At 47.2% G+C, this 19,979-nt stretch carries 24 protein-coding genes; all 24 read right to left on the reverse strand.

Annotation, left to right across the window (positions count from 1 at the left end; all coding sequences use genetic code 11):
• Positions 1–174: a hypothetical protein gene (locus tag B5E53_RS19460; protein ID WP_204245490.1), complete on the reverse strand. Its 174-nt coding sequence runs from the start codon at positions 172–174 to the stop codon at positions 1–3.
• On the reverse strand, positions 161–322 hold the full coding sequence (locus B5E53_RS19095) for a hypothetical protein (protein WP_162611786.1): 162 nt from the start codon (positions 320–322) through the stop codon (positions 161–163). Before B5E53_RS19095 ends, B5E53_RS19460 begins: the two co-directional genes overlap by 14 nt.
• Before the next feature lie 339 nt (positions 323–661).
• Positions 662–1,699: a SpoIVB peptidase S55 domain-containing protein gene (locus B5E53_RS04530; RefSeq protein ID WP_162611787.1), complete on the reverse strand. Its 1,038-nt coding sequence runs from the start codon at positions 1,697–1,699 to the stop codon at positions 662–664.
• Between the two features lie 99 nt (positions 1,700–1,798).
• Positions 1,799–3,490 carry a DNA repair protein RecN gene (gene recN / locus B5E53_RS04535; RefSeq protein WP_087312865.1) on the reverse strand — a complete coding sequence of 564 codons (1,692 nt, stop codon included), beginning with the start codon at positions 3,488–3,490 and terminating at the stop codon, positions 1,799–1,801.
• A gap of 16 nt (positions 3,491–3,506) precedes the next feature.
• Positions 3,507–3,965 carry an arginine repressor gene (locus tag B5E53_RS04540; RefSeq protein ID WP_087312866.1) on the reverse strand — a complete coding sequence of 153 codons (459 nt, stop codon included), beginning with the start codon at positions 3,963–3,965 and terminating at the stop codon, positions 3,507–3,509.
• Positions 3,966–3,983: 18 nt separating this feature from the next.
• Positions 3,984–4,820 carry an NAD(+)/NADH kinase gene (locus tag B5E53_RS04545; RefSeq protein ID WP_087312867.1) on the reverse strand — a complete coding sequence of 279 codons (837 nt, stop codon included), beginning with the start codon at positions 4,818–4,820 and terminating at the stop codon, positions 3,984–3,986.
• Between the two features lie 35 nt (positions 4,821–4,855).
• The gene (locus B5E53_RS04550; RefSeq protein ID WP_087312868.1) at positions 4,856–5,665 is read right to left on the reverse strand and encodes a TlyA family RNA methyltransferase; all 810 of its coding nucleotides are present in this window, start codon (positions 5,663–5,665) and stop codon (positions 4,856–4,858) included.
• Positions 5,662–7,542 (reverse strand): 1-deoxy-D-xylulose-5-phosphate synthase, encoded by a 1,881-nt coding sequence (gene dxs, locus B5E53_RS04555; RefSeq protein WP_087312869.1) that lies wholly within the window; start codon positions 7,540–7,542, stop codon positions 5,662–5,664. The genes B5E53_RS04550 and dxs overlap by 4 nt, the downstream gene beginning before the upstream one ends.
• Positions 7,543–7,566: 24 nt before the next feature.
• Entirely contained in the window at positions 7,567–8,463 is an 897-nt protein-coding gene (locus tag B5E53_RS04560) for a polyprenyl synthetase family protein (RefSeq protein WP_087312870.1), read from the reverse strand.
• Positions 8,435–8,656, reverse strand: coding sequence for an exodeoxyribonuclease VII small subunit (gene xseB / locus B5E53_RS04565; RefSeq protein ID WP_087312871.1), 222 nt, complete (start codon positions 8,654–8,656; stop codon positions 8,435–8,437). The genes B5E53_RS04560 and xseB overlap by 29 nt, the downstream gene beginning before the upstream one ends.
• Positions 8,657–8,659: 3 nt before the next feature.
• Positions 8,660–9,931 (reverse strand): exodeoxyribonuclease VII large subunit, encoded by a 1,272-nt coding sequence (gene xseA, locus B5E53_RS04570; RefSeq protein ID WP_087313033.1) that lies wholly within the window; start codon positions 9,929–9,931, stop codon positions 8,660–8,662.
• A gap of 136 nt (positions 9,932–10,067) precedes the next feature.
• On the reverse strand, positions 10,068–10,469 hold the full coding sequence (gene nusB, locus B5E53_RS04575; protein ID WP_343215594.1) for a transcription antitermination factor NusB: 402 nt from the start codon (positions 10,467–10,469) through the stop codon (positions 10,068–10,070).
• Between the two features lie 102 nt (positions 10,470–10,571).
• Positions 10,572–10,952: an Asp23/Gls24 family envelope stress response protein gene (locus B5E53_RS04580; protein ID WP_087312872.1), complete on the reverse strand. Its 381-nt coding sequence runs from the start codon at positions 10,950–10,952 to the stop codon at positions 10,572–10,574.
• 165 nt (positions 10,953–11,117) lie between these two features.
• Positions 11,118–11,663, reverse strand: coding sequence for a sigma-70 family RNA polymerase sigma factor (locus tag B5E53_RS04585; protein WP_087312873.1), 546 nt, complete (start codon positions 11,661–11,663; stop codon positions 11,118–11,120).
• Positions 11,664–11,887: 224 nt separating this feature from the next.
• Positions 11,888–13,033 carry a hypothetical protein gene (locus B5E53_RS04590; RefSeq protein WP_087312874.1) on the reverse strand — a complete coding sequence of 382 codons (1,146 nt, stop codon included), beginning with the start codon at positions 13,031–13,033 and terminating at the stop codon, positions 11,888–11,890.
• 180 nt (positions 13,034–13,213) lie between these two features.
• Complete coding sequence (locus B5E53_RS04595; protein WP_087312875.1) at positions 13,214–14,434, reverse strand: hypothetical protein; 1,221 nt, start codon at positions 14,432–14,434, stop codon at positions 13,214–13,216.
• 93 nt (positions 14,435–14,527) lie between these two features.
• Entirely contained in the window at positions 14,528–15,328 is an 801-nt protein-coding gene (locus B5E53_RS04600) for a DUF4367 domain-containing protein (RefSeq protein WP_087312876.1), read from the reverse strand.
• 373 nt (positions 15,329–15,701) lie between these two features.
• Complete coding sequence (locus B5E53_RS04605; RefSeq protein ID WP_087312877.1) at positions 15,702–15,968, reverse strand: type II toxin-antitoxin system RelB/DinJ family antitoxin; 267 nt, start codon at positions 15,966–15,968, stop codon at positions 15,702–15,704.
• A gap of 240 nt (positions 15,969–16,208) precedes the next feature.
• Entirely contained in the window at positions 16,209–16,826 is a 618-nt protein-coding gene (locus tag B5E53_RS04610) for a SpoIIIAH-like family protein (RefSeq protein ID WP_087312878.1), read from the reverse strand.
• Positions 16,823–17,398: a hypothetical protein gene (locus B5E53_RS04615; RefSeq protein ID WP_087312879.1), complete on the reverse strand. Its 576-nt coding sequence runs from the start codon at positions 17,396–17,398 to the stop codon at positions 16,823–16,825. The genes B5E53_RS04610 and B5E53_RS04615 overlap by 4 nt, the downstream gene beginning before the upstream one ends.
• Before the next feature lie 43 nt (positions 17,399–17,441).
• Entirely contained in the window at positions 17,442–17,951 is a 510-nt protein-coding gene (locus tag B5E53_RS04620) for a stage III sporulation protein AF (RefSeq protein WP_087312880.1), read from the reverse strand.
• Positions 17,952–17,975: 24 nt separating this feature from the next.
• Positions 17,976–19,289 carry a stage III sporulation protein AE gene (locus tag B5E53_RS04625; RefSeq protein ID WP_162611788.1) on the reverse strand — a complete coding sequence of 438 codons (1,314 nt, stop codon included), beginning with the start codon at positions 19,287–19,289 and terminating at the stop codon, positions 17,976–17,978.
• Between the two features lie 39 nt (positions 19,290–19,328).
• On the reverse strand, positions 19,329–19,712 hold the full coding sequence (locus B5E53_RS04630) for a SpoIIIAC/SpoIIIAD family protein (RefSeq protein ID WP_087312882.1): 384 nt from the start codon (positions 19,710–19,712) through the stop codon (positions 19,329–19,331).
• 65 nt (positions 19,713–19,777) lie between these two features.
• Positions 19,778–19,972, reverse strand: a complete 195-nt coding sequence (gene spoIIIAC / locus B5E53_RS04635; RefSeq protein WP_087312883.1) for a stage III sporulation protein AC — start codon at positions 19,970–19,972, stop codon at positions 19,778–19,780.
• Between the last annotated feature and the right edge of the window lie 7 nt (positions 19,973–19,979).

A 19,979-nucleotide genomic window follows, 5' to 3' on the forward strand; every position in this document is an offset into this window, starting at 1 on the left:
CTATTCCTGCCTTTCTTCTTTTTCCACTTCTGCATAGGAACGGTAATACCTGTTTGTTCCTTTATTTGCAAACATATCTGATACTCCGAGAACCCGAATCTCCGATTGTCTCTGAAGAAACTTCCGGAACCATCGGATATCCTTTGCAGTTCCCTGCAGCCTAATTTTTAACATGGGAACATTCCTCCTTTACCAGAGCATTCCTGATCAGATAGTGGCATTTGAAAAGTAAGGCAGCAACCATCTTCTCATATCTTATCCCAGTATAAAACATTTTTTGCCTCTTACTGTCTTCTGCCCTTAACGCTGTGTTTTTTGCCATTATGCAACCTCCTTAAAAATATTTTTATACTAAAAAAAGGACGAAACTCTTTATTTTCTCAGATATTCGTCCTTATATTGGAGTGTATTCTCCTTCCGTTTTATTACCAAAATATTCAATTATATAAAAACACCAGATAGCATGACATATCCACCTGATATTTTCTTCTGCGGTAATATCACATGTTTTATTCTTTTTTCCCTTGTCTTGATTTCCTCCTTTCGGTATACTATGTTATTCTGTACAGATATCTTTTCCCTTTCGTGGTTAATGAGTCGGGATATGCACCAGAAACGCCTTTTTCAAGGCTTTTCCCGTGTTGTCCCTATTATATCTCACTCACTCGCCCTGGATGATGCCGCCGGTCAGAGCGATGAGGTCCGGATCTGTGATCTTGATGCGGAGCGCCTTCTGGGCGTCTTTTTTGCTCAGGGAAATTTTTTCTATCTCGATGGTATAATCTCTGCTCTCCCCGCTGATACTGGTTCTGACAAAGGCTTTTCCTGTTTTGATCTCCGAGGCGTCGGCCACTTCCATCAGCTGGCCGTTCCGGAAATTTTCCTGATGATTTTTTATGAGACCGAAGATGCCGCAAGTGCTGTTGATGCCGATGTTGCCCAGATATTTTTCCGGGATATAGTCGATGGTCCCGATGACCTGTCCCGGGTCTTTGGCTTTGCCCTTCATGATGGAAGCGATATCGGTCTCATAGATGCTTCCGCCGGCAATGTTTAACTGGACGCCCAGGTCACAGTCGCTGATTCCGTGGCCCAGGGCGGCAAAGTTTCCGTCTTCGGTGATATAGGTGACGGTTCCGATACCCTGGGTATCGTTGCGGATCCAGGCACCGATCTGGTAACAATGATCTTCTTCGGAGTAGACCGGCTGTATTTTAATCTGCTGCTCTTCGCCGTTTCGGGAAATGGTGAGCACGGCTTCTTTCTCCTCGTTTTTCTGCAGGCAGGAAATAAACTGTGCCTTGGAAGAAATGTCTTCCCCGTTCATGGCCAGAATATAGTCCCCGGACTCCAGTTTATGTTCTGCCGGTGAGCAGGTTCTGTTGTCTGCCGTTTTTACATTCTGGATTCCCAGAACCAGAACGCCCTTGGTTTTGATGTATATGCCCACCGGCTCTCCGGAGGCATATACCTTGGTTTTTGTCTCCTTCTTATCCCCGCCCGCTGCCAGCGTCTCTCTTATGTCCTCTTCCCCTGCCGCGTCGTACAGTCGTTCCTCTACATGAAACAATTCTCCCGCCTGCGCTCCGGCGGCAAATAATACTGCCGTCAGCAGTAAAAAATAGAATCTTCGCAGCCTGCTTTTTTGCTGCTTTTGTGTTATCCGCGGCTTTTGTGCCTTCAATGAATTTTCAGCCATAAAAAATACCCCCATGCTAAAGTACTGACCTTAGTATGGCGGGCATTTTCTGAATTCACACAGACAGATTATTCTACATTTTTTTATTCGACAAAATTCTTATGGTTCTGACACGGCATGGTTGAGCCGTGAAGCGAATTTTTTCATTTCTCTGGCGTTGTCCAGGACGGTGCTGGTAATTTCTGCGCCTCCAAGCATTCTTGCCAGTTCTTCCACGGATTCCTCCTCCGAGAGCCGGTAGATCCGGCTGATGGTGGAATTGTTGTCGCTGGTCTTTTCGATCAGATAATGGGAATCCGCCATGGCCGCGATCTGCGGCAGATGGGTGATGGCGATGACCTGACGCTTTCCGGCAATCTGTGACAGCCGCTCCGATACTTTCTGGGCAGTCCTTCCGCTGATTCCGGCGTCGATCTCGTCAAAGATCAATGTCTCCACCTGTTCTTCGTCGGCCAGCACCGATTTGATGGCCAGCATGATACGGGACAGCTCACCGCCGGAGGCGGTTTCCTGCAACGGCCGGACGTCCATGCCCGGATTGGTGGAGATCATGAAGCACACGTCATCTTTGCCGTCCGCCCGGCAGGCCGGCGCCTCTGTGAAGGCGATCTCAAAGCGCACCTGATTAAAATTCAGGTCCAGGAGCGCATTTTTGATGGACTCTGCCAGAGGAACGGCGGCCTTTTTACGAAGAGCTGTGAGCTTCGCGCAGGCGTCGTTCAGCTGCACAGCCAGACGATCCCTCTTTGCTTTCAGTTCTTCCATCCGCTCATCAAAATGCAGCAGCGCTTCCAGACGGCTCTCCGCCCTGGCCTTATATTCCTTTATGGCCGGAATGGAATCACCGTATTTGGCCTGCAGACGGTGGATCAGATCCAGACGTTCTTCCGTCTGCACAAAGGTTTCCTCGTCGAACTCCATGGAAGACATGTATTCCGACAAATCCCGGTTAAAATCATTTAAAAGACCGTCCACCGTGGAAAGCTCTTCCATCAGTGTTCCGACGCTCTCATCATATTTTGTCACATCGGACAGAGAGCGGATGGCCATTCCCAAAAGATTTTCCGCGCTGGAGGAACTGCCGCTGGTCATCTCATGGACGGACGCACAGGCCGTGAGGATGTCCCTGGAATGGGAAATCCTCTGGAAGAGTTCTTCCAGTTCCTCGTCTTCTCCTTCTTTTAAGGCCGCGCTCTCAATTTCCTGTATCTCATATTTTAAAAATTCGATTTCACGAATTCGTTCTTCTTCTCCCAGATTCTGTTCTTTCAGCTGCCGCTCTATTTCCTGATACTGCCGGAACAGACCGGCGACTGTCTCCTTCACCGGTGCGATCTCCGTTTTATTGTAATTATCCAGGATTCTCCGGTGATTCTGCGGTTTCAGCAACAGCTGATTCTCGTGCTGTCCGCTCAGATCCAGCAGAAACGGGGACAGCTCTTTCAGACGCGCCGCTGTGACGCTGCAGTCGTTGACTTTATTGATAACTCTATTATTTGTAATTCTTCTTGAAATAATGATTTCGCCGTCCTCAAAGGGAATGTCAAATTCTTCCATTTTTTGTTTTACCACATCGCTCTCGGTGTGGAACACCAGCTCAATGAGGGCGCTGTCACAGCCATTCCGGATCATATCCTTCGGGATCTTGCTGCCCAGAGCCGACTGGATGGAGCCGATGAGAATCGACTTTCCGGCGCCGGTCTCTCCCGTCAGGATATTCAGGTGGCTGGTGAAATCAATATCCGTTTCCTCGATCAGTGCAAGATTCTTTACATGTAAGTTAATGAGCATGTTTTCCTCCGCAAAATTATTCCAGGCCTTTTATGATCAAATGAATCTCATCGATGACATCGCTCACCATTGCCGCGTCCTTTACCACGCAGAGAAGGGTATCGTCGCCGGCGATGCATCCCACGACTCCCTTCATGGCAATGGAATCAATAGCCGCGCCGCAGGCCATGGCCATGCCGGAAACGGTCTTGATGACGAGAAGATTGCCGGCGCCTTCCATATGTATGATGGCTTCCGAAAGCACTCTCCGGTATTTATCAGAAACATGCAGGTCCCTGGTGAGAATCGGTGCGTACTTCTGTTTTCCGCTCTCTCCTGCCACCTTCGTCAGTTTTAGCTCCCGGATATCTCTGGAAATGGTTCCCTGAGTAGAAGGAAAGCCCTCTTCCTGCAGACGTCTGGTCAGCTCTTCCTGGGTTTCGATATCATACTTCTCGATGAGTTCCAGTATTTTTTTCTGCCTCTTTCCTTTCATAACAACCTCTCTATATAATCACAACAATTTTTCTTTTAATATTTTTACAAAACTCACTTCTTTCATCTTAATAAACGGCGTACTCTCCGTAGCCTTGTAAATGCGCACCTTATCACCCGGGCGCAGCACAATGCCCTCCCTGCCGTCCGGGGAAATCACTGCTTCCTCCCTCTGTCCGTGACGGATATTATCCAGAGTGATAGTCACCACATCGCTCTTGGCAAGAACCACGCTCCGGATAGCCAGCGAATGCGGACAGATAGGCGTCACCACAAAATTCTTACAGGTAGGGTTGATGATCGGCCCGCCGGCTGAAAGATTGTAGCTGGTGGAGCCTGTCGGCGTACAGACGATGACACCGTCGGCATGATACTGTTCAATGAGTACGTCATTGATCTCAATGGACAGACCGATCATCCGGGAAAACGAACGACGGCTGATTACGAAATCGTTGAGTGCCGTAAACCCTCCGGAACGCTCGCCGCCCCGGTAAACTTCCCCCCGGAGCATCATACGTTTTTCCAGCTCATATTTATCATCCACCAGATCCTTTAAGGTCTCCGGCAGCTCTTTGAGATCCACATCCGCCAGAAAACCGAGGGTTCCCAGATTGATGCCGAGAAGAGGGATATTCTGTCCCACCAGGCGGCCGGCAGCCGCCAGAATGGTGCCGTCCCCGCCGATGACGAGGATACATTCCGTGTGTTCCGGCACCTTGATGGGCGTCACATCATTATAATATCCGTCATAGATGTGGCACTGGGCGCCCATGTCAGCCAGCATATCCTTAATCTGACTGGTCAGAGCCAGCCCCGCGTCCTTCTGTCTGTTTGGAATAATCAAAAAATTCTTCATAATATCTCACTCATTTCCCGTAATCTGTGAAACCATCAATGGTCCAGCGCTCCATGGGAAGCCTGCACCACCGCCGGTATCATCGTTTTATCAATGGCGTGATCGCTTTCTGATTTCTGCAGATGCAGTAAATACTCAATATTGCCCTCCGGTCCCTTGATCGGAGAATAATCCAGATGAAGGAGAGAAAAACCGATGGACGCCGCATAGTCCATGACCATGGCGATCACTTCCTCATGCACCTTGGTATCCCGGACCACGCCCTTCTTTCCAACCTTGTCCCGTCCGGCCTCAAACTGCGGCTTAATGAGACAGACCACCTGTCCATCTTCTCTCAGACAGTCTTTCACCGGCAGTAAAATCTTAGTCAGAGAGATAAAGGAGACATCAATGGAAGTAAAATCCACCGGCTCTCCGATATCCTCCGGCTTCACATAACGCATATTTGTCTTTTCCATGCAGACCACCCGGGGATCATTGCGAAGCTTCCAGTCCAGCTGTCCCCGCCCCACGTCAATGGAGAAGACCTTCACCGCCCCGTTCTGGAGCATACAGTCGGTAAATCCGCCGGTGGAAGCGCCCACGTCCATGCAGACTTTACCGGAAAGATCCAGGTCAAAACATTCCATGGCCTTTTCCAGCTTGAGACCTCCCCGGCTCACATATTTGAGGGTCGCGCCCCGCACTTCCACGGTATCTGCAGCCCTTTCATCAAAAGTACTTCCTGCTTTATCTTCCTTCTGTCCGTTCACATAAACGATACCGGACATTATCATGGCCTTTGCCTTCTCCCGGGAAGGCGCCAGTCCCTTTTGTACTAAAATCATATCCAAACGCTGCTTCATAGTTCACTCACCTTTTCCATAATGCGGGCGGCCATGGAAGCCGCGTCAATGCCCATCTGCTGTCTCTGCCATTCCACACTGCCGTGCTCCACAAAACAGTCGGGAATCCCGAAGGTCAGCAGATGATTCTGATAGTCATTCCGGTGCAGGAAGGCCGATACCTCCTCCCCGAATCCGCCGGAAAGTACATTTTCTTCCGCAGTGACCAGGAGCGGATACCGCTCCGCCAGATCGTGGAGCATTTCCTCGTCCATAGGACGGATAAAACGCACATTGACAAGCCCCGGCTGCATGCCCTGCTCTTTTAACAGATCGACTGTCTTCAATACTTCTTCCATCATATTGCCCACGGACAAAATAACCACAGTCTTCCCTTTGTAAAGGCTCTCACTTCTGCCAAGCTCCACCGGCGGCCGGAAATTCTTAAGTCCCGCAAAGGCCTCTCCCCGCGGATAGCGCATGGCGGCCGGCCCGTCGTAGTCTATGGCAAAATGCATCATATCTTCCATCTCGTATTTATTCTTCGGGGCCATCAGCACCAGGTTCGGGATATGAGAGAGATAGGAAATGTCAAAAATCCCCTGATGGGTCTCTCCGTCCGCTCCCACCAGCCCGGAACGGTCCACGCAGAAAAAGACCGGAAGCTTCTGAATACAGACATCGTGGAGAATCTGGTCATAAGCCCTCTGCAGGAACGAGGAATACACCGCCACCACCGGCTTCATGCCGGAGGCCGCCATTCCCGCCGCAAAGGTTACCGCATACTCTTCAGCGATTCCCACATCAAAAAAACGCTCCGGACAGACCTTCTTAAAAGCCGCCAGTCCGGTACCCGAAGGCATGGCAGCTGTGATGGCCACCACATTGTCTTTCTCCTTTGCAATCTCTAAAAGCGTCTTAGAAAATACATCCGTGCAGCTGTCCGCTGTTTTTTTCTTCAGTGGCTTCCCTGTCTTCACATCGAAGGGCTCGATACCATGAAATTTCTCCGGATTATTCTCCGCGATGGGATATCCTTTTCCTTTTTTGGTCATCACATGAATGAGAATCGGTCCCTCCATGTTTCTGGCACGGTTGATGGCGTGTATCATGGCGAAAATGTCATGACCGTCCACCGGACCGTAATAAGTGATTCCCATGTTTTCGAACAACATCCCCGGAATAAACAGCTGTTTGATGGAATCTTTGGAACGCTTGATGGTCCTCACCATACTGTCCCCCACACCCGGAATATTCTTGATGGCCTGCTCCACATTGTCCTTGAACTCACCATAACTTTTCCGGGAGCGGATATCATTCAGATACCGGCTCATACCGCCCACATTTTCTGAAATGGACATCTTATTATCATTCAGAATGATAATGATATTTTTCTTTTCTTTCCGAAACAGCGCCAGATTGTTGAGCGCCTCATAAGCCATGCCTCCGGAAAGCGCGCCGTCTCCGATGACAGCCACGATGGTCTCCTTTGTCTTTTTGAGATCCCTGGCAACGGCGAATCCCATGGCTGCCGCGATGGAAGTGGAACTGTGGCCGGTGCCAAAACAATCATACTCGCTTTCCTTTCGTTTCGGAAATCCGCACATGCCGCCGCTTTTTCTCAGGGTGGCAAAACCGTCCCGCCGCCCTGTCAGAAGCTTATGGACATAAGACTGGTGTCCCACGTCATAAATGATCTTATCTTCCGGCAGATGCAGACAGAGATGCAGCGCCATGGTCAGCTCCACCGCTCCCAGATTGGAAGCCAGATGTCCGCCGGTCCTGCTGACATTTTCAATGAGGAAATCCCGGATTTCCTGCGCCAGCACCGGATACAGTCTCGCCGGTATTTTCTTTATATCATTGGCTTTTTGTATTCTGTTCAAAATTTGACCCATATGTTTCGTCCTCCGGACTTCTCATTATTTTTTTCTTCCGCTCAAATGCAGCAGGAGGTCACGAAGAAATGCATTGTCCCGATGCAGAGAGTCAAAGGCATCCAGGGCCTCTTTGGTATATTGTATCACATCTTTTCCGGACTGCTCCAGTCCCTTCATGGATACGTAAGTATTCTTTTGATTCTTCTCGTCACTGCCCACCGGCTTGCCCAGCTCCTCCTGGGTGCTGGTCAGATCAAGGATATCGTCCTGAATCTGAAACGCCATGCCGGTCTTCCCTGCGATCTGCTCCACGATACCCACTTCCTCCGGGGAAGCGCCGGCAAGAACCGCCCCGATCATCATGGCGCACTCAATGAGCGCCGCTGTCTTGTTCTGATGGATGAAGAGCAGCTCCTCGAAAGGAATCTCCCTGTGCTCCGACTCCACATCGGCGGTCTGGCCGCCGATCATACCGTAAATGCCCGGTTTGGCCGAAAGGATCTGAAACGCCCTTGCCGTCCGGATATCTTCCTCCGTGCCCTTAAAGGCCTTCGAAGCCGTCTCAAAGGCATAATTTAACAGAGCATCACCAGCGAGGATCGCCATAGCCTCCCCGTACACCACATGGGCAGTCTTTCTTCCCCGGCGGTAATCGTCATTGTCCAGGGCCGGCAGGTCATCGTGAATCAGGGAATAGGTGTGGATCATCTCAATGGCCGCCATGAATGGCTCAATGAGACTGCGGTCGCTGCCGCCGAACATCCGGTAAGTCTCATCCATGAGCATGGGACGAAGTCTCTTGCCTCCCGCCCGTATGGTGTAATTCATGGCGCTGATCACCGTCTTCTGATATCCGGTCTCCTCCGGCAGAAAAGAGTAAATCACCTCTTCCACTTCTTTTGTTCTTTTTTCAATCTTCTCTTTCAGGGATACTTCCATCTTTTCCCTCCTGTAACACAATAATTTCTTTCTCTGTTTTATCCAGGGTCTGATTACATTTTTCCAAAAGCTTCACACCCTTTTTATAATACTCCATGGAATCAGAGAGACTGAGCTTTGGGTCATCCAGCCTCTCCAGAATCTCATCCAGTTCCTCAAATGCCTTCTCAATGGAAAACTTTGTCCTTGCCATGCTCTATTCCTCTTTCTGCTCTGTGGAAATGTCTGCTCCGCCCTGTCCGTCTTCCGTCCGAAACGAATCATCCCGCCTTTTTGTGACAGATACCGGCGACACTTCCGCCTCTCCGTCGGAAAAAATCAGCTGAAATGTCCGGTGGAACTCCAGCTGATCCACAGACGCCACCGGATGTCCCTCTTTGTCCTGGGCAAACACATATCCTCCGGTGAGTCTCGCCGTGGGCGACAGCCCGTGGAGCCGCTCCGCCTGAAGATGCATCCGGTGTCTTGCCTCCCTGATCCGTGTATCCATGCTCTGGTGAAGACGCTCACCCAGGCTCTGGCAGAGCATCTTTTGCCGCAGAAGCTTCGTGCCGGGATGGCGGGCGTCCAATAACCGCCGGGCATCCAGCAGCCTCTGCCGGTACTCCTGCATCCGGTACTGCATCCGGCCATCCAGCTCGTCCCCATAGCGGTCAAACTGCTGGATGATGGAATAGACATCCGGAATGGCCAGTTCGCAGGCCGCTGACGGTGTCGCCGCCCGGACATCCGCACAGTAATCGGCAATGGTCATGTCAACCTCGTGGCCGGTGCCGGAAATGACCGGCGTCTCCGCCTCATAGATACTGTCGGCCACAATCCTTTCATTAAAGGCCCACAAATCTTCTATGGAGCCGCCGCCCCGTCCGATGATGATCAGATCCACGCCGCTTTTGTCAAAATACCGGATGCCCCGGGCAATGCTCTCTGCCGCGCCCTCTCCCTGTACTTTCGCCGGGAAAAGATACAGCTGCACGAAGGGATTCCTCCTGGCAGCGATGCTCTTGATATCCTCAATGGCCGCTCCGGTGAGAGCAGTCACGATACCGATGCTCTCCGGATACGGCGGCAGGGGCTTCTTTTTCTCAAAATCAAAATATCCCAGCTGCAAAAGCTCCTGTTTTAACTTCTCATAACGGATATAAAGCTCACCGGCTCCCGACAATTCAATCTCTTTGGCGTAAAGCTGATAGGCGCCGTCTCTCTCGAATACAGAGATATTCCCCTGCACAACGACCATCTGCCCGTTCTCCATCTGAAAATGCAGTCCTTTCGGCCGGTCTGTGGCAAACATCACACAGCGGATGGTGCTGCGTTCATCTTTCAGGGTAAAATAAATATGCCCGGAAGAATGATATTTGCAGTTGGATATCTCCCCTTTTAAAAAAATCTTTCTCAGGGCGTAATCACTGTCAAAAATCCGTCGGATATATGAATTTATCTGTGAAACGGTAAAAATCTGCTTCATGTTCTGTCCTGTACAAAAACAGGCGGCGCAAAACTCCATATTCCGTTTTCACGCCGCCTGAATGCTTCTATCTTTGTCAATTCAAAGTACCACTACCGCAGGCCGCGCCAGTCTGGTGTCCGGGCCGCGTCCCCGGCTATGCCAGCTTAGCCAGCACTCCGTTGATAAATCTTGGTGCATCTTCGCTGCAGTAAATCTTTGCCAGCTCGAGCGCCTCGTTAATAGCCACTCCCTTCGGAATGTCGTCATCTTTTAACATCTCATATACCGCAAGCCGGAGGATTGCCAGCTCAGTCTTACCAAGCCGTTCCAGACGCCATCCGGTACATATCTTCATGATCGTCTGATCAATCTCTTCCTGAACATCAAGAATCGCATCCACCTTATTGCGGATATAGGAACTGTCCGCCTCGCTGATCTCCGGCTTCTCTTCCAAAAACATCTCCGTCTGTTCCTGCAGTTCTTCTCTGGTATTAAATTCTATGCGAAAAAGCAAGAGAAAAATGTTCTTTCTCAGCTCTCTTCTGCTCATTTTCATGTAGGAACCTCCATCTATCTTCCTGTGTATCTGATTTCTTACTGCCAAACCGGCAGAACAGTAATACGGCCGCCTGTCTTATTCCGGGGCGGCCTGCTGCGCTTATTCGTCTTCCGTCTGAATACCGGCAATGCGGATATTCACTTCGCCTACGGTAAGACCGGTCATGGTCTCAATGGCACCTTTCACCTTTTCCTGCACTTCTCTGGACGTCTTCGGAATGCTGACGCCATATTTGAGAATCAGGTTAAGCACCACATCCACCTTCTCGCCGTCAATGCTCACCTTCACGCCCTTGGAAAGATTCTTCATGCCAAGCTTGCTGACAATCTCATTGGTAATATTGCCGGACATCTTCTGCACGCCCTCCACTTCTGTGGCTGCCAGCCCCGCAATCACCGCAATGACCTCGTCGGCAATCTGCACCTGTCCCACATCCTCTATCTCATAAACGGAATGACTCACTTTATTCTCTTTGTCCATGGGAAACCTCCTTCTGCCATACCTGTCTTTATGCATCTGCCTCTGTTCCTGCTGTCAATTCTTCCTATAGTATAAACAAATGACATAAATTTATTTCCTATATTATAACAGACATCCCATCTTTTGCAACTTCTTTTTCCTCTGGGGAAACGGGATGACTTACCTTTACATATATCCCAGTTCTTTCAACTGCTTCTTCAGCTGCTCCCTGGCCCGTTTTGCAATCTGTCTGACATTTTCCGGTTTTAAATGTAAGGTTTCCGCGATATCTCTGCCTTTCATTTTATTATAATACTGCAGGAGAACCACCTGCTTATAGGGATACTCCATCTGCTCGATCAGATTTTTGACCACCTCGGTCATCTCTTTGCCGATGAACTCCGCCTCGATATTCTCTTCCGAAACATTCCAGGTATTTTCTCCCTCCATGTTGTGGAGCATGGTTTTCTTCTGCCTGCGAAGCACGTCAATACAGCGATGGCGCAGAATCGTGACAAGATAATTCCAGTTCTTCATGGGTTCCCGATCCATGACCTTGTCCATATTATCGATCAACGTCAAAAAAGTCTCATGAACCATATCCTCGGAAGCAGCGTGGTCTTTCATCATCTCAAAAGCCGCTCTGTAAAGAGGCTGTGAATACATTTCATACAATGTGACAAATTTGTCTTTCTCCTGCTGTGTATTTAATAATTGTAAATAATTTATCATAAGAGCTCCTTCATATATTTCCCCTCATAATATATAAACGACCGAAGAAACCATTTGTGACAAAAAAATCCAAAAAAAATTTAGAAAAATTGAGAATCAAACTTCCCGGCAAAATCATTTTCAGCTGAAAAGGGCGGGCACGCCGCCGCATGCCCGCAATGTTACTTATCTATTTCCTTTTACTCGATTCATCAAACTATTCCCGCCATAATGAGAGCGAATGATTATTTTGCGTAGGTCACCGTGACATCCGGGTCGCATTGAAGAGCAGATGGCTTACGGATTTTCGTGTTGGAGAGATTCAACTTCGTTAAATCGGTATTTTTACAACGAAGCTTCCGCAAATTTACATTATTTTTCACATTTAACTTTTTCAGTTTGGTATTATTCACATGGAGGCTCTTTAATTTTCTGCAGCCCTTCACGTTTAACTTCTCAAGTTTCGGATTGCTGTGACAGTCTACTTTTGTGAGATTTGTATTCTTACTTAAATCCAAAGAAACCAGCTCTGTTCGGTAGCACCACAGGAATGTCAGTTTCTTATTTTTGCTTAAATCCAGGGAAGAAGTGTTAGTCCCCCAGCCAAGCCGAAGTTCTTTTAACTGTGTATTTGTCTTTAAATCCAGTGATTTCAACGAGCGGCCGGAAACTTTTAATTTTTCCAGATTTTTAGCGCCCTTTAATTTTAATTTGGATAAACGATCACCGCTGACAGAAACCGTTTCCAGGTTGGTACAGTTCTTCAGATTGAGTGTCTGTAAGACTTCTCTGTCATCAATAACAGAAACATCTGCCAGTTTTTTATAACCAGACAAATTCAATTTTTTTACATTGGTCCAATTCAATAAGAGACTGCGTAAATTTGTGCATCCTTTCAGGTTAAGGGTGTCTATACAATCTTCACGCCGGCCTTCGATCGCTACATCTTTTAAATTGGTGCAATCCTGCAGGTTTACCGTTTTCAGATACGGATTCCGGCTATCTATAGTTACTTTGCTTAACTTTTTGAATCCGCTGAGGTCTATCTCGGAAGCGGTATCAGTCTCGTAGATATTTACGTCATCATAATCAGTAGTAGCGTAATCTGCCCGGTAATAAAATTCTTTCATGTCTGTAAAATATTCGATTCCCTTAAAAGAATCGATATTATACTGAGAGAAAAAATTTATTTGGGTTACTTTGGAAGCTTCCTTTTTGGAAAGATATCCGTCTTTGTTGGTATCTGCTTTCTCCGCGTATTCTTTTACCGCTCTCGCAAAATTGGTATCATTGATAGCTACTTTGGACGCTGCCTCGGCGGAAATCCCTGCGCCCAGCAGAAATGTACCGGCCAGTGCCGTGACAATGAATGTTTTTAAATGTTTTCTCATAGTGTTTCCTCCTTGTTGTGTAAGTATATAGATAGCTATTTTCTCTGGCAAGTTTTTTTAAAAATCATAATTAATCATGACATCACCTCATTCATTACAAACTTGACACCATTGTGTCATATGATATCAAGTTTGTACATATTTTAATTGAGGATTCTGTTTTATAATAAAAAAGGGCATTTATTCCGCGTAGGTAACTGTCACATCCGGATCGCATTTTAATGCCGATGGTTTACTGATGCGAGTATTGGAGAGGTCCAATTTCTGGATATTTGTATCCCTGCATTTCAACATCTCTAATTTGTGATTCTTCCTCAGATTTAATTTTTTTAATCCGGTATTATCACAGTGAAGGTATCGTAAATTGACATTTTTCTTTACATTCAGTTTTGTCAGACTAGTGAGATAGCAACTAAGTGTTTCTAATTTAGGACAGTTGCTCACATCTATTTCTTCCAATTTTTCGTTAGCATGACAATCCAGTTTCCTTAAATTTTTATTCCTTACTTTTAATGAAGTAATGTTTGAATCATATAATCTTAATTTTTTCAGATTCAAATTGTTTTCTAAATCCAAATCAGAAACATAGATTCCGTAGCCAAGATGTAACTCTTTTAGTCCTGTATTTGTATTGAAATCCAGAGAGTCAAACGAACATGCTCCTGCCAAACTAAAATATTCCAGTTTTTTTGCTCCTTTTAATTTTAAATGACGGAGACTGCTGCTAATTATATCAACTGTACGCAGGTTGGTGCAGCCTTTGACATTTAATGTTTTTAGTTTATCGTTGTCATCATCTATGGATAATTCTGTAAGCTTATTAAGATTAGAAAGGTTCAGTTTTTTTACATCAGTCATATATAAAGTAAGCGTACGCAGATTTTTGCAGCCTTTCAGATTCAGATCATCCACACATCCCTTGATATTCCCATGAATATCCACTTCCTCCAGATTCGGACAATTCTTCAGATTGACTTTTCTCAGATAAGCATTTCTGCTGTCAATATTGACCTTCTTCAATTTCTTGAATCCACTGAGATTTATTTTCGGTGCTGTAGAAGTTTCATGGATGACGATATCATCATAATCTGTATCAGAAGAATCAGCCCGGTAGTAAAAATCCTCGATTTCTGTGAAATATTTGATACCTTTAAAGGAATCAATATTACGGCCAGCGTTGAAAAAACGAACTTCTATTATCTTTTCCGCTTCTTTTTTTGAAAGATATCCGTTCTTGTTAGTATCTGCTTTTTTAGCATACTTCTTTACTGCCCAGGCAAAATTAGTATCATTGATGGCTACACCAGATGGCTTTGATACCGCCTCGGCGGAAATCCCTGCGCCCAGCAGAAATGTACAGGCCAGTGCCGTGACAATGAATGTTTTAAAATGTTTTCTCATAGTATCTCCTCCCTGTTGTGTAAATAGTATTTGTTTCTTTATGTGCCGATTTTTTGAACGGCATAAATGCGCCGGTTCTCATGCACCGACATTTTAGTATTCCTGTTCCAATATCCCGGACATATCTATGTATTCCAATATCACCTCCTCCGGCTGGTCCGACATAAATCTAAACAAATATCCTTTCTTTTCATAAAAAATTGTATTTCTTCTGCCGTCGGAAATAGAGTAGGCTTCTAATTCATCTGTTAATTGAATTTGATGTTTATAGCCTTCTTTTTCATCATAAGTGATGGATGTCGTATACAATGATGCATCAGTTTGCATATAATCAATAAAATTGCCTCCGATATTTTCATAAGAAATAGTATAATAGCCAAATTCCGCATTTTCTTCCTCATACACCACCCGATATCCTTCCGGCACTTCCTTCCATTTATAAGGACGAAAATCTTCATTAGCAGCATCCTCGCCTTCCTGTCCGGTGGTGCTCTCCGGGGCCGCTTCGATGGTCACATTATCAGAGAAAAACTGAAGACTCAGACGGCGCAGTCCATTTCTGATATCATCGCTGGCCAGGGCAACGGCAGACATCCCCACCATGAGCAGCGCGGCGACGGCAATGTATCTGCGATACGACCACAAAGAAGAACGGCCTGTCCATCTTTGATTCAACTGTTCCAGGAAGGACTTGTCTTCATGGAAAGCGTCGCTCTTGTTATGTACAGTAAATGCGTCGGCCGATGCAAAGAGCCGGTTCATTTTTATCTGATATTCCGGGCGGAAGGTATGCGGGAATTCTAATGCTTTTTCATTTTGTCGCTGAAAATCTTCTTCCACTACCCTGCGAGCGGCTTCTTCCAGGATGGCATCATTTAATCTTCTTTTCTTCATGGTTCCGGTATACCTCCCTTCTGTTGTATCTTTTTCGCTATCTCTCTGACAAATGCGAATTGCCTGTCACAGAAATGATGTAACATTTTTTATCCTTTATATATATATAAACGGTTGAGGTTGCATTTTGTGACAAAAAAATTGAAAAAATATTTTTTTAATTTCATGATATATTTATACGTTACTTCTATATAAAATAATGTCCTCTCTTCGGCAACAGACAAAATGGAGCCGTTGCTCCATAGATACCATCCATGAAACAACAGCTCCACATATCATAATGTTCTTACAAAAAGCAATATATCTTTCATTCGTTTTCTTTTATAATCTTCAAAAATTACTCTTCGTAATGCCCTCTCCCACAAAAGCCGCATTATTCCTCCTCAATCAAATCATGTTCAACAAGCTTTGCTGTCCCTGCATTAATTTCAGCAGCTATTTTTTCCAGGTGCTTCATATTGCTTTCAGAATAAAACGGATCGGCGGATACTTCAAAAGGAATCCGTCTTTCTCTGCCGACTTTTTTTGCAAAGATCGTGAAGGCGGCTGTCATGGATAACCCCATATCGGCACACGCCTGTTCCATTTTCTGTTTTACATCTGCATCTAATCGAAAATTTACGTTTACTGTCTGTGCCATCTCTATTCCCCTTTCTTTTTTCCTTCTTCAAATTTGATTATTTAGATTATAGCAATTTGTAATGAAAAATACAAGTATTTTTCATTACATTTATTTTAGCATAAATAAATGGAGCCCCTGCTCCACAGATGATATCTCATCTATAAAACATAAGCCCCACTTTTTACAGGAAACGTCATAATAATTTTTATTATGATGTTTCCTGCGCCTATTTTTGCTGCGCAAAGCGCAGGTTTTCTGTCAGCTTCCGGATACGTTCATCCGGCTGATGACAATCTGGCTGACGGTGCAGCCGGTCTTTCTGGTGACGATGTCTTCAATCTGTGCCCGGTCCGCCTGGCTCAGTACGTCGTAGTTTAAAACCACGTCGACGCTGTCGTCGCCGATGGATACCACCGAATCTCCGTAGCCTTTGGTGTCGAGGAGCTGTTCGGTGGCCGCCTCTTTTTCAATGACTTCCGCCAATTTTGTAAGTTTGGCCACGGCGTCCTCTTTTTCGCTGTCGCTCAAGGATTCATTTTCAATGATCTCGTTGAGGGAATCCCGGGTTTTGGAGTGGGTCTGTTCCCGCTCCATCTTTGCGCCGGCCACGTATTCTCCCACCTGCGCCTGGGTGAGCACGGCGTCGCCGATGGTCTCCGTATCCTCGGTGGGGATCTCATCGTCCACCTTTTCGCTGATGAGGGAGTCGCCGTCGGAGATGTCCATGGTGTCAATGGTATCCAGAGAGTCCTCCGCCGTCTCATAGCTGACAGTGGACGGCGCCTCTGATTTGGTAAAGTTCAGATACCCTGCCACGGCAATCATAATTGCCAGCGAGGTGATCGCAATCTGATTGCTTTTAAATATTTTTTTCATTGATGAACCTCCATTTTCAACACTTTGATGCGATTGACTGATATTCCGAAAAGAACCTGTGCGGCCTCGGTCACCGCCGCTGCCACTGTATTATTGTCTGCTCCCTCGCAGGCAATGACAACGCCGGCAATCGCCGGTTCCAGCTCCTTGATGACGTAAGGCGCCGATTCGCCGCTTTCATCGGCGAGGACGGTCTCATTTTCTCTTCTGCTGCTCTGCCGCTCATTTTTTGTCCCGTCGGAGGTCTCCGTCTCTGTTTCCAGTTCCTCCGTATCATCTTTATTTAACACTGATTCTCTGGACGCTTCTAAAGTGATCATCACCTCCACCTGTCCCACCCCGTCTACATTTTCCAGGATATGTACTAATTTATTTTCAAGTCCCTCAATATATGCTTCATTTTCACTGACTGACGCTGTATTTTGTACCTCGGTGTTTTCTTCCGGTTCTGCTCTCGCCCTCCATTCGGAAAGATTAGTCACAAGAAGGATGACTCCGGCGATGGCGATCAGAAGAATCTTTTCCACACCAAAATCCTTCAGCGTTATTTTTTTCCGTTCTTTCTTTTCCATACCGGCCCCACTCTCCTTTTCTCCTGCAAAAGGTTTCCTGTCCTCAGTCTTTTACTGTTATATCTATATTCGATGCCTCCAGATTATAGACTTCCATAAGCGCCTCCCGGAAATCGTGAATCTGCGGAGTCTTTCCCTCCTCCCCGCTCTCCCTGCCTTCCACCTTAAGGCTCCTTATGGCGTCGCCCTCCGGCTTCCAGCGGACGCGGACTTTGGTCACTTCAATGAAAAAAGAAGCGGCGAGCTCTGTCACCTGCTTCTGTATCGTCTGGTCGTATTCTTCCTGTATATCTTTTTTCATTTTTTTCAGATCTTCTGACTGCTCGATGATCTGCCACTCATTTTTCAGCTGATTGAGGATATAGGAGGCGTCCATGTACTGCCCCGCCCCCGCAAAGTCAATGAAAGGTTTGACCAGGCAGAGCATCATGAGGAATCCGGAGAAGAAACGCAGATAGCTTTCGTATTTTGTATTCCGGATAAAGCTGTCGCAGACAAGCAGAAGGACATTCATATAGAGAATGGTTTTCAGCCAGTCTTTTAAATATTCCATGGAACGCGCCTCCTCTCTTCGTCTTTATATTTTGTTGGTCGCCAGGGAGGTGACCGCTATGGTGAGGATGAACAGGGCCGCCGTGATCCCCAGGGTATACACCAGCAGTATGCCGCCTTTCTGCGCCGCGCTGATACACCGGATGAACCGCTCGTCGGCCACCGGCTCCAGCAGAATGGACAAAAGCAGATAAAACAGACAGTACAGCAGCAGTTTGATGATGGGCACGGCCAGAAACAGCAGGATAAAGATGATGGCCGCAGCTCCCATGGTATTTTTTATCATCAGGGCGGAACCAACCACCGTTCCCGCCACCGACTGCACCACCGACCCGACGCCGGGGATCATTCCCACAATCCGGTTGAACACCGCATTTTTTGTGGTGTCAAAGGACGGGACCACCATAGTCTCCAGCAGGTGAAAGCCGAAAAACAAGACAAAAAGGAACTTCATGCTTTTGGATAAAAGCAGATAGAGGCTTTCGCACAGCCTGGAAATGTTAGGCCGGGCGGAAAAGTTATTGAGCAGTTCCAGCAGCAGATAATACTGGATCATGGGCAGCACCACCGTCAGACAGATCCAGTTGACCACCAGCACCACGATCATAAAATATTCATAAAAGACCACTCCCACCGTCAGATTGCCGCTTAAGGTGACCGCCAGAGTATATGCGGGTATGAGCATCTTGAGCAGTTTTGACAGCGTTTCCACCGTATGGGAGAAAAGATTCGCCATGATGGTGAAGTTGGAAAAAATGATGGTAAAAGTAATAAAGTACGAGATCAGAAAGCCGCTGTCCCCGATGGCAAACTGCCGGAAAGAGGAGGAAATGTTATTGAACACGGCGGCAAAAATGATCACTCCGATCAGTTCCCCCATGAGCACCCAGGAAGTGGATATCTCATAAGTCAGCGTTTCTAAAAGCCACATCCCGGCTTCTTCCAGGGCGTCCGTGAAGCGGAAGTCCAGCAGAGCGTCAAATATGGCGGAGAAATCCGGGTATTCGTAGTCTTCCTCCAGACCATGAAGCTCCCTGGTCAGTTCATCAATATCCAGCTGACTCTCCGCTTCTTCCGCGTTCTCCCGGCCATCGGTCTGCTCCTCTTCTGCCTGTCCTGTTTGTCCATCCTCTGCCTCCTCAGACCGGCTGTCTTCCTGCTGCTCCCCCTGCCTGTCCCGCTCAGATGACCCCTGTGCCGTTCCTGACGCCGCCTGCACGGGCAGCGGTCCCCAGGATGCAAACCACAGAAACGTCAGCCACGCAAACGTCAGTGACAGAAACACACCCGGCCGTATTCTTTTTTTCTTTTCCTTTTTCCTTCCCGCTGTCCTCTCCATGGTGTTCCTCCTCTCTTTCCGGCAGCCGGGAAACATTTTTTACATGACGGATTCAATGGTTTCCAGCAGGGAATTGATGATCGGTATGCTCAGAATAAATATGGATATCTTTCCGATGATCTCCACCTGGAAGGAGATGGACTGATAGCCCAGGTCCTGGCAGATATTAGAAGCCACCTGACAGATAAAGGCGATGGCCAGCAGTTTAAACAGGATGTTGATATAAGTGTCGCTTACGTGTATTTTTCCTCCCAGATTCTCCGCGAAATCCACGATGACCGATACATTTGACGTGAGGTAGGCGATGAGGAAGAGACAGACGGCCAGAAGAACAAATACGCTGTACTCTTTGCCGAACTGCCGGATCACCACCGTGAGGATGGCTCCTCCTATACCTATGAGCGCGATTTTTAAAATGACCATATGAATACCCCCGTATCCTTCTGCCGCAGCAGGCGGACTGCCCGCACATTTTCATGCCTGTGCATTTACAATTGAAAGAGACTGTATATCTGATTAAACAGATCATTGATGCACGGAATGATCCATGACAGCACAATAAACAGTCCCGACAAACTGATCAGGAAAGCCTGCTCCTCCCGGCCGGCGTGTTTGAGCACCTGGTTCAGGATGGTCACGAGAATTCCCACGGCTGCAATTTTAAAAATAAGCTGAATGGTCATTGGTCTC

The organism is Eubacterium sp. An11, assembly GCF_002161065.1.
Lineage (GTDB): Bacteria > Bacillota > Clostridia > Lachnospirales > Lachnospiraceae > Anaerobutyricum > Anaerobutyricum faecale.

Excerpts from the sequence above, each read along its gene's own strand:
- B5E53_RS04600 (WP_087312876.1), bottom strand. The coding sequence starts at position 15,328 with ATGAAGAAAAGAAGATTAAATGATGCCATCCTGGAAGAAGCCGCTCGC.
- xseA (WP_087313033.1), bottom strand. The coding sequence starts at position 9,931 with ATGAAGCAGATTTTTACCGTTTCACAGATAAATTCATATATCCGACGG.
- B5E53_RS04605 (WP_087312877.1), bottom strand. The coding sequence starts at position 15,968 with ATGGCACAGACAGTAAACGTAAATTTTCGATTAGATGCAGATGTAAAA.
- B5E53_RS04580 (WP_087312872.1), bottom strand. The coding sequence starts at position 10,952 with ATGGACAAAGAGAATAAAGTGAGTCATTCCGTTTATGAGATAGAGGAT.
- B5E53_RS04625 (WP_162611788.1), bottom strand. The coding sequence starts at position 19,289 with ATGGAGAGGACAGCGGGAAGGAAAAAGGAAAAGAAAAAAAGAATACGG.
- B5E53_RS04560 (WP_087312870.1), bottom strand. The coding sequence starts at position 8,463 with ATGGAAGTATCCCTGAAAGAGAAGATTGAAAAAAGAACAAAAGAAGTG.
- B5E53_RS04585 (WP_087312873.1), bottom strand. The coding sequence starts at position 11,663 with ATGATAAATTATTTACAATTATTAAATACACAGCAGGAGAAAGACAAA.
- B5E53_RS04590 (WP_087312874.1), bottom strand. The coding sequence starts at position 13,033 with ATGAGAAAACATTTAAAAACATTCATTGTCACGGCACTGGCCGGTACA.
- spoIIIAC (WP_087312883.1), bottom strand. The coding sequence starts at position 19,972 with ATGACCATTCAGCTTATTTTTAAAATTGCAGCCGTGGGAATTCTCGTG.
- dxs (WP_087312869.1), bottom strand. The coding sequence starts at position 7,542 with ATGGGTCAAATTTTGAACAGAATACAAAAAGCCAATGATATAAAGAAA.
- B5E53_RS04630 (WP_087312882.1), bottom strand. The coding sequence starts at position 19,712 with ATGGTCATTTTAAAAATCGCGCTCATAGGTATAGGAGGAGCCATCCTC.
- B5E53_RS04610 (WP_087312878.1), bottom strand. The coding sequence starts at position 16,826 with ATGAAAAAAATATTTAAAAGCAATCAGATTGCGATCACCTCGCTGGCA.
- B5E53_RS19095 (WP_162611786.1), bottom strand. The coding sequence starts at position 322 with ATGGCAAAAAACACAGCGTTAAGGGCAGAAGACAGTAAGAGGCAAAAA.
- recN (WP_087312865.1), bottom strand. The coding sequence starts at position 3,490 with ATGCTCATTAACTTACATGTAAAGAATCTTGCACTGATCGAGGAAACG.
- B5E53_RS04595 (WP_087312875.1), bottom strand. The coding sequence starts at position 14,434 with ATGAGAAAACATTTTAAAACATTCATTGTCACGGCACTGGCCTGTACA.
- B5E53_RS04530 (WP_162611787.1), bottom strand. The coding sequence starts at position 1,699 with ATGGCTGAAAATTCATTGAAGGCACAAAAGCCGCGGATAACACAAAAG.
- nusB (WP_343215594.1), bottom strand. The coding sequence starts at position 10,469 with ATGAAAATGAGCAGAAGAGAGCTGAGAAAGAACATTTTTCTCTTGCTT.
- B5E53_RS04545 (WP_087312867.1), bottom strand. The coding sequence starts at position 4,820 with ATGAAGAATTTTTTGATTATTCCAAACAGACAGAAGGACGCGGGGCTG.
- xseB (WP_087312871.1), bottom strand. The coding sequence starts at position 8,656 with ATGGCAAGGACAAAGTTTTCCATTGAGAAGGCATTTGAGGAACTGGAT.
- B5E53_RS04550 (WP_087312868.1), bottom strand. The coding sequence starts at position 5,665 with ATGAAGCAGCGTTTGGATATGATTTTAGTACAAAAGGGACTGGCGCCT.
- B5E53_RS04615 (WP_087312879.1), bottom strand. The coding sequence starts at position 17,398 with ATGGAAAAGAAAGAACGGAAAAAAATAACGCTGAAGGATTTTGGTGTG.
- B5E53_RS04540 (WP_087312866.1), bottom strand. The coding sequence starts at position 3,965 with ATGAAAGGAAAGAGGCAGAAAAAAATACTGGAACTCATCGAGAAGTAT.
- B5E53_RS19460 (WP_204245490.1), bottom strand. The coding sequence starts at position 174 with ATGTTAAAAATTAGGCTGCAGGGAACTGCAAAGGATATCCGATGGTTC.
- B5E53_RS04620 (WP_087312880.1), bottom strand. The coding sequence starts at position 17,951 with ATGGAATATTTAAAAGACTGGCTGAAAACCATTCTCTATATGAATGTC.